At 44.9% G+C, this 9612-nt stretch carries 8 protein-coding genes; all 8 read left to right on the top strand.

The features are described from left to right. The coding region (locus Q5691_RS18895; RefSeq protein ID WP_445305837.1) for a M10 family metallopeptidase C-terminal domain-containing protein at positions 1-733 on the top strand (733 nt) is incomplete at its 5' end. A gap of 421 nt (positions 734-1154) precedes the next feature. Further along, positions 1155-1868 carry a tyrosine-type recombinase/integrase gene (locus Q5691_RS18890; protein WP_333346312.1) on the top strand — a complete coding sequence of 238 codons (714 nt, stop codon included), beginning with the start codon at positions 1155-1157 and terminating at the stop codon, positions 1866-1868. A gap of 158 nt (positions 1869-2026) precedes the next feature. After that, positions 2027-3595: a class I SAM-dependent DNA methyltransferase gene (locus tag Q5691_RS18885; protein WP_333346309.1), complete on the top strand. Its 1569-nt coding sequence runs from the start codon at positions 2027-2029 to the stop codon at positions 3593-3595. Positions 3596-3640: 45 nt separating this feature from the next. Further along, positions 3641-4126 carry a hypothetical protein gene (locus Q5691_RS18880; RefSeq protein ID WP_333346306.1) on the top strand — a complete coding sequence of 162 codons (486 nt, stop codon included), beginning with the start codon at positions 3641-3643 and terminating at the stop codon, positions 4124-4126. A gap of 26 nt (positions 4127-4152) precedes the next feature. Next, positions 4153-4470 carry a nucleotidyltransferase family protein gene (locus tag Q5691_RS18875; RefSeq protein ID WP_333346303.1) on the top strand — a complete coding sequence of 106 codons (318 nt, stop codon included), beginning with the start codon at positions 4153-4155 and terminating at the stop codon, positions 4468-4470. Further along, positions 4457-5773 carry a restriction endonuclease subunit S gene (locus Q5691_RS18870; protein WP_333346301.1) on the top strand — a complete coding sequence of 439 codons (1317 nt, stop codon included), beginning with the start codon at positions 4457-4459 and terminating at the stop codon, positions 5771-5773. Before Q5691_RS18875 ends, Q5691_RS18870 begins: the two co-directional genes overlap by 14 nt. Then, positions 5770-8934, top strand: a complete 3165-nt coding sequence (locus Q5691_RS18865) for a type I restriction endonuclease subunit R (RefSeq protein ID WP_333346298.1) — start codon at positions 5770-5772, stop codon at positions 8932-8934. Before Q5691_RS18870 ends, Q5691_RS18865 begins: the two co-directional genes overlap by 4 nt. 133 nt (positions 8935-9067) lie before the next feature. Continuing rightward, positions 9068-9544 carry a hypothetical protein gene (locus tag Q5691_RS18860; RefSeq protein ID WP_333346295.1) on the top strand — a complete coding sequence of 159 codons (477 nt, stop codon included), beginning with the start codon at positions 9068-9070 and terminating at the stop codon, positions 9542-9544. Positions 9545-9612 lie beyond the last annotated feature (68 nt).

The following is a 9612-nucleotide window of genomic DNA, read 5'->3' as shown; positions in this document are numbered from 1 at the left end:
AACTCTGATTCCGATTCCAGAACCAACTCTGATTCCGATTCCAGAACCAACTCTGATTCCGATTCCAGAACCAACTCTGATTCCGATTCCAGAACCAACTCCAGAGGAAACTACAACCATTGAGGAAAACAACAGGGGTGACACCCTAATTGGCACTAACAGTAACGACCTCATCATCGGTCGTCAAAGTGATGATGTCTTAATCGGTAAGTTGGGAAATGACAGTCTTTTTGGGGGACTGGGTAATGACTTACTCTCTGGCAATCAAGGCGAAGACATTCTCAATGGGAATCATGGTAACGATACCGTGTACGGTGGCAAAGGCAATGATATTGTCCGCGGTCGCAAAAACGATGACCTGATTTTGGGCAACTTGGGAGATGATAACCTTTTCGGGGATTGGGGCAATGACACATTAATTGGCGGTCAAGGCAATGATTCTCTTATCGGTGGTGCTGGTAACGATTTGTTTGTTCTGGGTCCTGGTAACGATTTGTTTGTTCTGGGTCCTGCTACCGTAGTAGACGCGATCGCTGACTTCCAGGTAGGTCAAGATCGGCTGGGATTGTCCGGCGGTTTGAGGTTTGAGCAGTTAGCGATCACTCCAGGTACTGGCATCTCTGCACGAGATACCTTCGTTCGCATCGCTGCTAATCAAGAATTACTGACCATTCTGTCTAATGTGCCAGCTAGTTCTATTACTTCTGCTGCATTTACCTTTGTTGGGACATAAATAGCGTTGACTGATACCAAAATCGGGTTACTTACCCCCTTTATGACGGCGAAAAAAGACTTCACCCCCAGAGTTGTAGTTTGAAAACACGCCCGGGAACTCGACAATATCTCTCGATCACTCTCACGCTTTCCACATCGCTCGCAACAAAGCACAGAAGCGAAAAAAGTAAGTGAAATCCTAGCTAAAAAAAAGAAAAAAAGGCACTCTTTTAGATTAAGCTAAAAAAACACTGAAGTCGGGTAAAACGATAAGATATAAGGGTCACGATCGCCTGTATTTTCATCCTTCGGGCGATCGCTCTATACAAGCAAACCTCTAATTCGCCCCCAACCGCCGCGTTAAGAAATCCCCGCCTACTGGTGCAGCAATGCAGTAAGTATGCAAGACTTTGGAGCATCGGGTCGAGTATACACCAAGCATGAAAATAGAAGGCCACGGGCAGGCGAAAATCCTCACCCAAGAGGAAATCGAACTCTTGTTCAACGAAGGTTTGCAAACCTCACGAGATCGCACGCTCTTCGGGGTGTGTCTCTACACCGCTTGTCGGATTGCCGAAGCTTGTTCCCTGATGGTCAAGGATATCTACACAAACTCTGGCGCTGTCCGTTCTACAATCAACTTCCGCAAAGCCAACACCAAAGGAAAACTTCAAACCAGGACAATTCCGGTCATTGAAGACTTGCGAAGTCTCCTAATATCTTGGCGTTCCCACGCCGGCGAGACTTATTTATTCCCCGGTCGGCATTCTTCCCACCATTGGAAGCACCTGCACACCAACTCAGCGGATCAGATTTTGAGAGAAGCCTGCGATCGAGTTGGCATCGAGGGAGCCTCCACGCACAGCTTCCGTCGCACCGCCCTGACTCAGATGAGCAACGCCGGAATTCCGCTGCGGATTATTCAAAAAATCAGCGGTCACAGCAACCTCGAACAGTTACAGCGCTACTTAGATGTGAAGCCGGATCAAGTCAAAGGAGCGATCGCCTCTCTTTCCATGCTGTCCTACAGGGGGAAATATGTATTTCCCCCTGTAGAGGATGAATTGTCGGCTATGCCGTTATCAAGGGAGCAACTGTCACAACTGTCACAACCCGAAGCAGACTCCTCGTCTGAAGAAATTCCTGATTGGTGACGATCGCTTGAACCTGCGCCTGAAGCTCTCAATCCTGAGCTGGTTACAATTGTTCGTCATTCGGACGATCTCGCGTAAAATAAGAGCTTGTACGAGGCGGTGCTGTTTGTTGCCGAAGACTAGAGAATCAATCAAGGACGTAGGAATTTAACGCGAAGATGCCAGCCAACTACACCGAACTCGAAAAACGCCTTTGGGAAGCAGCCGATGAACTCAGGGCTAATTCTAAACTCAAGCCTTCGGAATATTCCGTCCCCGTTTTGGGGTTGGTTTTTCTGCTGTACGCTGACTATAAGTTTGGCTTGGTTTCACAGGAAATTGCAGCGGGAAGCAGCAGGCGGCGCACCGTGGGTAAGACAGATTACCAGGCAAAAGGCGCGCTTTATTTGCCGGAAACGGCCCGTTTTGATTATTTAATCGATCGCCCGGAAGCAGAGGATATTGGCGGGGCGATTAATGCGGCGATGAAGGCGATCGCAGATGAGAATGAGGAACTCGGCGGGGCTTTGCCTAGAAATTACAACAGCTTGGAAAAACCGATTTTGCGGGAGTTGTTGAAAATCTTAAATCGGATTCCCCGGAAGGATATTAATGAGGATGCGTTTGGGGAAATTTATCAGTATTTTCTGGGGAATTTCGCTCAGAAAGAAGGGCAGAAAGGCGGAGAGTTTTTTACTCCTATTTCACTGGTAAAGCTGATTGTCGATGTAATAGAGCCGAATTACGGGCGAATTTTAGACCCGGCTTGTGGTGCTGGGGGGATGCTGGTGCAGAGTGCGATTCGGGTTCGCAATAAGTTAGGATTTGACCCGAATCAAGTAATTAGTGTTTACGGTCAAGAAAAGGTAGACGGAACTGTGAAACTCTGTCAGATGAATTTGGCAGTTCACGGCGTTTCTGGTTTGCGAAATATCCGGGAAGGTAACACTTATTATCAAGATATTCACAACAGCGTCGGTGAATTTGATTTTGTGATGGCGAATCCGCCGTTTAATGTTAATGGGGTAGATAGAGAAAAGATTAAGGACAACCCTCATTATCCCTTTGGCGCGCCGAAAACTGACAATGCAAACTATCTCTGGATTCAGTTATTTTATACTGCTTTGAATCCGAAGGGACGGGCGGGGTTTGTGATGGCAAACTCGGCGTCGGATGCGCGGGGTTCAGAGTTAGATATTCGCCGCCAGTTGATTGAAAAAAGGGCGGTGGATGTGATGATTGCGATCGGTTCTAATTTCTTTTATACGGTGACGCTACCCTGTACGCTGTGGTTTTTCGACAGGCGGAAGCTAAAAACTCCTCGCGAGGATAAAGTATTGTTTATTGATGCGCGGCATATTTACCGTCAGGTCGATCGGGCCCATCGGGAGTTTAGCGAAGCACAGATTGAGTTTATCTCAAATATTGTGCGGCTGTACCGAGGGGAAAAGGCAGAGTTGACCGTTGGTGGTTCCGAAATGCTGACTGAGACATTCCCAGACAAGGTTTATCGGGATGTGGCGGGGTTGTGTAAAATAGCAACATTGGATGAGATTGAGGCGCAGGGATGGAGTCTCAATCCTGGGCGTTATGTGGGGGTGGCCCAACGCAAGGAGGCGGAGGATTTTGATTTTGCCGCACGGTTGGAGGAGTTGAATGAGGAATTGGAGATATTGAATGTTGAGGCGCGGGGGTTGGAGGAAACAATTGCTGAGAATGTAGCAATGATTTTAGAACCAAACTTTTAGAGATAAGGCATTGCAGGAAATAAGGAGAATGAAATCAGAAACTATATGACTACAGGCAATTTTTCACTATCTATAGATGACATTTCTGGAATTATCCAGGCGGTTGGAGTGATTGTATCTCTCATCTATGTGGGTATACAGGTTCGAGCTAGTACGAAAGCTATAAAAGGGGCTACTTATCAATCAATTATTAGTGTGTATGCAGAAATTGAAGCCCGGATTAGCCAAGACTCAGAAGCAGCACGCATCTATCGGCTAGGCTGTGACGAGCCTGAAGCGCTAGAAAAAGATGAAGCGCTAAGGTTTAGGGAACTTGTTTGTAGCATTTTTAATTTCTATGAAAATCTCCATTATCAATATAAAAACAATTTATTAGATGAAGTTTTATGGGAAGGTTGGTCTAATTACCTGAGAATTAAACTGGAGTATCCAGGAGTAGCGAAGTATTGGGAAACGAACGGAAAGCTTTATAGTAAGGATTTTCGGGAATATGTGAAAAGAAAATGTCTCAGACCTGAAAATAAAGTTTAATCTAGGGGTGTCGCAGGAGGGAAAAAATGAGTGAACTTAGAACGTTACCAATCACAATCCCCAAGGAACAAATAGAGCAATTTTGTCAGCGTCACCATATCCGCAAACTGTCTTTATTTGGTTCGGTGTTAAGAGATGATTTTACAGGGGATAGCGATATTGATTTTTTAGTGGAATTTGAGCTGGGGAAAACTCCGGGTTTCTTTAAGATAGTCAGTATGGAAATGGAACTTTCCGAGCTACTGGAGGGGAGAAAGATAGATTTAAGAACTCCGAATGAGCTAAGTGTTTATTTTCGAGATAAAGTAATGGCAGAGGCGGTGGTGCAGTATGACAGCAATTGATGATTTAAACAAAGGATGGACTATCAAGAGATTTGAAGAACTATTTGCTGAACCTCAACGGAATGGAATCTACAAGACAAAGGAATTCCACGGGCGAGGTCAAAAAATTATCAACATGGGTGAACTATTCGGTTACGACTTTATTTCGGGCCAGGAGATGAAGCGGGTAGAACTTACTCCTAAAGAACTTGAGAAATCTTTAGTAAAAGATGGCGATTTATTATTTGCTCGTCGTTCTCTTGTCCTTGAAGGTTCGGGGAAATGTTCGCTTGTAGTTCGTCCATCTGAAGACACGACTTTTGAATCATCAATTATTCGTACAAGGCTAAACAAAAACGAAGCCGAACCCAAGTTCTACTACTACTTATTTCGTTCTCCCTTGGGTCGTGCGTTAATGTCGTCTATAGCAACGCAGACAGCGGTGTCAGGAATTACTGGCAGCAACTTAGTGCAGTTAAGAGTACCACATCCACCTCTCCTCATCCAGCGCAAAATTGCTGCGATTCTCTCAGCGTATGATGACCTAATCGAGAATAACACGCGGCGGATTGAGATATTGGAAGAGATGGCGCGATCGATCTACTGCGAGTGGTTCGTCAAATTCCGCTTCCCAGGACACGAACAGGTGCAGATGGTTGATTCAGAATTAGGGCTAATTCCTGAAGGTTGGGAGGTTAAACAGTTAGACGATATTGTTTTAGAAATTATCGACTATCGAGGTAAAACACCTAAAAAACTAGGTGGTGATTGGTCAGAATCGGGAATCCTGGCTATTTCTGCTAAAAATATCAAGCAAGGTAAGCTCATTAATTTAGATAAATCAAATTGTGTAGACGAAGCTTTGTATAAAAAATGGATGAAGTCGGAATTAAAGCAAGGCGATATACTGATGACATCTGAAGCTCCACTGGGCGAGCTATATTATTTAGTCAAACACCATAAATTTTGCTTAAGCCAAAGAGTTTATAGTATCAGAGCTAATCCCGATATTATTCATCCACCAATTTTATTTAGCGCTCTCTATTCACCTTTAATTCAGGAACAAATTTATGCTCGTCAAAGCGGTACAACAGTTCTAGGGATTAGGCAAACAGAATTGCGAAAGGTTGCTGTAATAGTACCTCTGATGGAGTTACAACTATCTGCGGCAAGGATGTTAAATAATTTTTTTAACGCTATAGAAACGTTGCAAGTAAAGAACGATAACCTCCGCAAAACTCGCGACTTACTCCTCCCCAGACTCATCTCAGGCGAAATCGACGTAGAAAACCTCGACATCAACACCGGAGAAATAGCCGCATGACTTCACCCCACCCCGACTCAGAAGAAGCATTAGAACTCGAAACCATCGCCCTATTTGAAAAACTCGGCTACACCACAGCCAACTGCTACAACGAATGGATTAGCGGAACCAGCAACTTAGGGCGAGAAACCAGAAGCGAAGTTATCCTCATCTCCAAACTACAACCAGCCCTAGAAAAACTCAACCCTCACCTCCCCAAACCAGCAATTACCCTCGCCATTGACGAACTGATCCGCGACAGAAACGCCCTCACCCTCGCCAACGCCAACCGCGAAATTTACAACCTCCTCAAAGACAGAGTAACAGTCACCTACCGCAACGACGACGGCGAAGAAATCACGGAAAACGTCACCGTCATCGACTGGAAAAACCCCACCAACAACGACTTTTTCCTCGCCTCCCAATTCTGGATTACCGGGGAACTGTACCCCCGCCGCCCCGATTTAATCGGCTTCATAAATGGCATTCCCCTGATATTTATCGAACTGAAAGCCTCTGGAGAACGAGTCGAACTCGCCTATCAAAACAACTTCTGCGACTACCGAAAAGAAATCCCGCAATTATTTTGGTACAACAGCATCGTTATTCTCTCCAACGGTAGCATCAGCAAAATCGCTAGCCTCACCGCCACCTGGGAGTATTTCTCAGACTGGAAAAAAATCAATAACGAAGGCGAACAAGGCATCATCTCCCTGGAAACCCTAATTCGCGGAACCTGCGACAAAACCAAACTCTTAGATATTGTCGAAAACTTCACCTTATTTAGCGAAGAAAAAGACCATTTAATCAAACTCGTTGCCAAAAATCATCAGTATCTCGGCGTGAACAATTGCCTAGAAGCCGTACAAAACATCCGCGAAAATCAAGGCAAACTCGGCGTTTTCTGGCACACCCAAGGCAGCGGTAAAAGCTTCTCCATGCAGTTCTTTTCCCAGAAAGTCCACCGCACAATTACCGGAAACTGGACATTTGTAATTATCACCGATCGCGACGACTTAGACAACCAAATCTACAAAAACTTTGCCAAAACTGGCGCCATCACCGAACCTAAAGAAAATGTCCGCGCCAACAGTGGCGAACACCTCAAACAACTATTGACAGAAGACCACCGCTATATATTCACATTAATTCAAAAATTTCGCACCGACAAAGGCGAAACCTACCCGAAACTTTCCGATCGAGATAATATCATAATCATCGCCGACGAAGCCCACCGTTCGCAATACGATAGTTGGGCCGCCAACATGAGAACCGCATTACCCAACGCCGGATTTATCGGCTTCACCGGAACTCCCTTACTCGTGGGAGAAGAAGCCACCAAGCGCGTATTTGGCGACTACATCAGCACCTACAACTTCCGCCAGTCCATCGAAGACGGCGCCACAGTTCCTCTTTACTACGAAAACCGCATCCCCAAACTCGAACTCACCAACAGCGAACTTAATGAAGAGATAGCCGATGTTATAGAATCAGCAGACTTAGATGAAGCCGAAGAGAAAAAACTCGAACGGGAATTTGCGCGGGAATTACACCTGATCACGCGAGAGGAACGCTTAGACGAAATCGCCAAAGATATAGTCAGTCACTTTTTAGGACGCGGCTACCAAGGTAAAGCAATGATTGTCTCGATCGATCGCTTCACCGCTGTTAAAATGTATAACAAAGTCCAGCAGTATTGGCAACAGCAATTAACTGATTTACAAAACCAACTCATCACCGCCAACACCACCGAACACGAACACCTAACCGCCCAGATTCAATACATCGCCGAAACTGACATGGCCGTTATCATTTCCTCCTCCCAAAATGAGGAAGAAATCTTTAACAAAAAAGGCTTAACTATCAAACCCCACCGCCAGCGCCTCGCCAAAGAAAAACCCGGATTAGACGATAAATTCAAAGACGCCAACAACCCCCTGCGAATCGTCTTTGTCTGCGCGATGTGGATGACAGGATTTGACGCGCCCAGTTGTTCTACCATCTACCTCGACAAACCGATGCGAAACCACACCCTGATGCAAACTATCGCCAGGGCGAATCGCGTGTTTGGGGATAAAGTCAACGGGCTGATTGTAGACTATATCGGCGTTTTCCGCGACTTGCAAAAAGCCCTAGCAATTTACGGTTCCGCATCCGGTGGCGATGTCAGAGAAGGCGACACTCCGGTACAAGCGAAAGCCGCCCTAGTCGATGAATTGAGAAGTGCGATCGACCTTACGCTACAATTCTGTACTGAACGCGGCATCAATTTCGATGAAATCCAAACCACCACAGAATCTTTCGCCCGTATTAAGCTATGGGATGATGCTGTCGAAGCCATCCTCATCAACGACGATTCCAAACAGCGATATCTAGCACTATCTCAGAACGTTAACAAACTCTACAAAGCCATACTCCCAGACCCAGCAGCGGGGGAGTTCAATCCTACTTTATATGCTTTTGCGGAAATTACCAAGCGCATCAAACAGTTAACCCCACAGTCGGACATTACCGAAGTCAAAGCCGCTGTTGAAGAAATCCTCGATCTGTCGATCGGTACTTTAACATATGTCATCCCCGAATCAAACCAACTCATCGACCTCAGCAAAATTGACTTTGACGCCCTCAAAGCCCAGTTTGCATCGGGTTACAAGCACACCGAAACAGAGAAACTCAAAGGCATAATTAGCAGCCAATTAACCCAGATGCTACGCCTCAATAAAAGCCGGATGAATTACTTAGACAAGTTCCAGCAAATGATTGATGAATATAATGCTGGTTCCCGCAATGTCGAGATATTTTTTGCCGATTTGGTGGAATTTGCCCAAGAACTCAACGTTGAGGATAAACGTGCAATATCCGAGAATTTGGCAGAAGAAGAATTAGCAATTTTTGATTTGTTGACTAAACCCGATATTACTTTAACCGAGAAAGAAAAGCTGGAAATTAAGAAAGTAGCAAAGGAACTTTTGTCAACCCTAAAGCAAGAAAAATTAGTGTTAGATTGGCGCAGGCGACAGCAAAGCAAGGCAGCAGTTAAATTGGCGATCGAAGAAGCTTTAGACCAATTGCCCGAAAGCTACTCAACCGAAGTGTATCAGCGCAAGTGCCAAGAGGTTTACCAGCACGTCTACGAATCTTATTCTGAGGCTGGGCGCAGTATTTACACCACAGCAGCTTGAAGCGGTTGCGATCTGCGGGTGCGCCGAGGGGTTTGAGATGATGAGATCGGAAATCCGCACTGATTCACAGTTGCTGACTTTCCAAGCAAAAGGCTAGCGTTAATGAGTTCTTTTTTAAAACAATAGGAATAATATGCTTTCCCAAGCACCTGGCATTTATATTGTCTTAGCTGCTCTAATTTCCAGTACCTTGCTAATAATTAACAATTTAGTAGTAACTTCGATTAATAATAACTTTCAACTGGAGCGAGAAAAACAGCAAGGCATTCGGCAACAAGAAAGCGAGCGACAAAAATGGTATCGAGAAAAAATTTATGATTCTTATAGAACATCAATTCAGGTTTTGACAAAGATTGTGCAAGGGCGACACGAAATGGACACTAAAAGCATATTTACTGAAGATGAACATATTAATTTAGAGAAATTATACTTTGAATTCAACTCTGAATTTGAAATAATAATAGCTGGTTATCCAGGCAAAGACTCTGAAGAATTTAAAGAAAAAATGGCTAACATTCAGAAATATATGCAGAAAAAGCCTTTGATTGCGAGGGTTATAATTACTGAGATGATGCAGCATGACTCCAGAATAAAAGGTGTGAATGAATGATGCTTAGGCAGTGATATGCACGATAAGAGGATGTGTTACAATCCTCAATCGTGTGGAGCGGGTGCACC

The sequence above is a fragment of the Microcoleus sp. w1-18aA5 genome (assembly GCF_036701705.1).
Taxonomy (GTDB): Bacteria; Cyanobacteriota; Cyanobacteriia; order Cyanobacteriales; family Microcoleaceae; genus Microcoleus.
Note: the sequence above shows the minus strand (reverse complement) of the source record. Positions and strands in the feature narration are given on the sequence as shown.

Coding starts and splice junctions, on each gene's coding strand:
- Q5691_RS18890 (WP_333346312.1), top strand. CDS start 1,155: ATGAAAATAGAAGGCCACGGGCAGGCGAAAATCCTCACCCAAGAGGAA.
- Q5691_RS18885 (WP_333346309.1), top strand. CDS start 2,027: ATGCCAGCCAACTACACCGAACTCGAAAAACGCCTTTGGGAAGCAGCC.
- Q5691_RS18880 (WP_333346306.1), top strand. CDS start 3,641: ATGACTACAGGCAATTTTTCACTATCTATAGATGACATTTCTGGAATT.
- Q5691_RS18875 (WP_333346303.1), top strand. CDS start 4,153: ATGAGTGAACTTAGAACGTTACCAATCACAATCCCCAAGGAACAAATA.
- Q5691_RS18870 (WP_333346301.1), top strand. CDS start 4,457: ATGACAGCAATTGATGATTTAAACAAAGGATGGACTATCAAGAGATTT.
- Q5691_RS18865 (WP_333346298.1), top strand. CDS start 5,770: ATGACTTCACCCCACCCCGACTCAGAAGAAGCATTAGAACTCGAAACC.
- Q5691_RS18860 (WP_333346295.1), top strand. CDS start 9,068: ATGCTTTCCCAAGCACCTGGCATTTATATTGTCTTAGCTGCTCTAATT.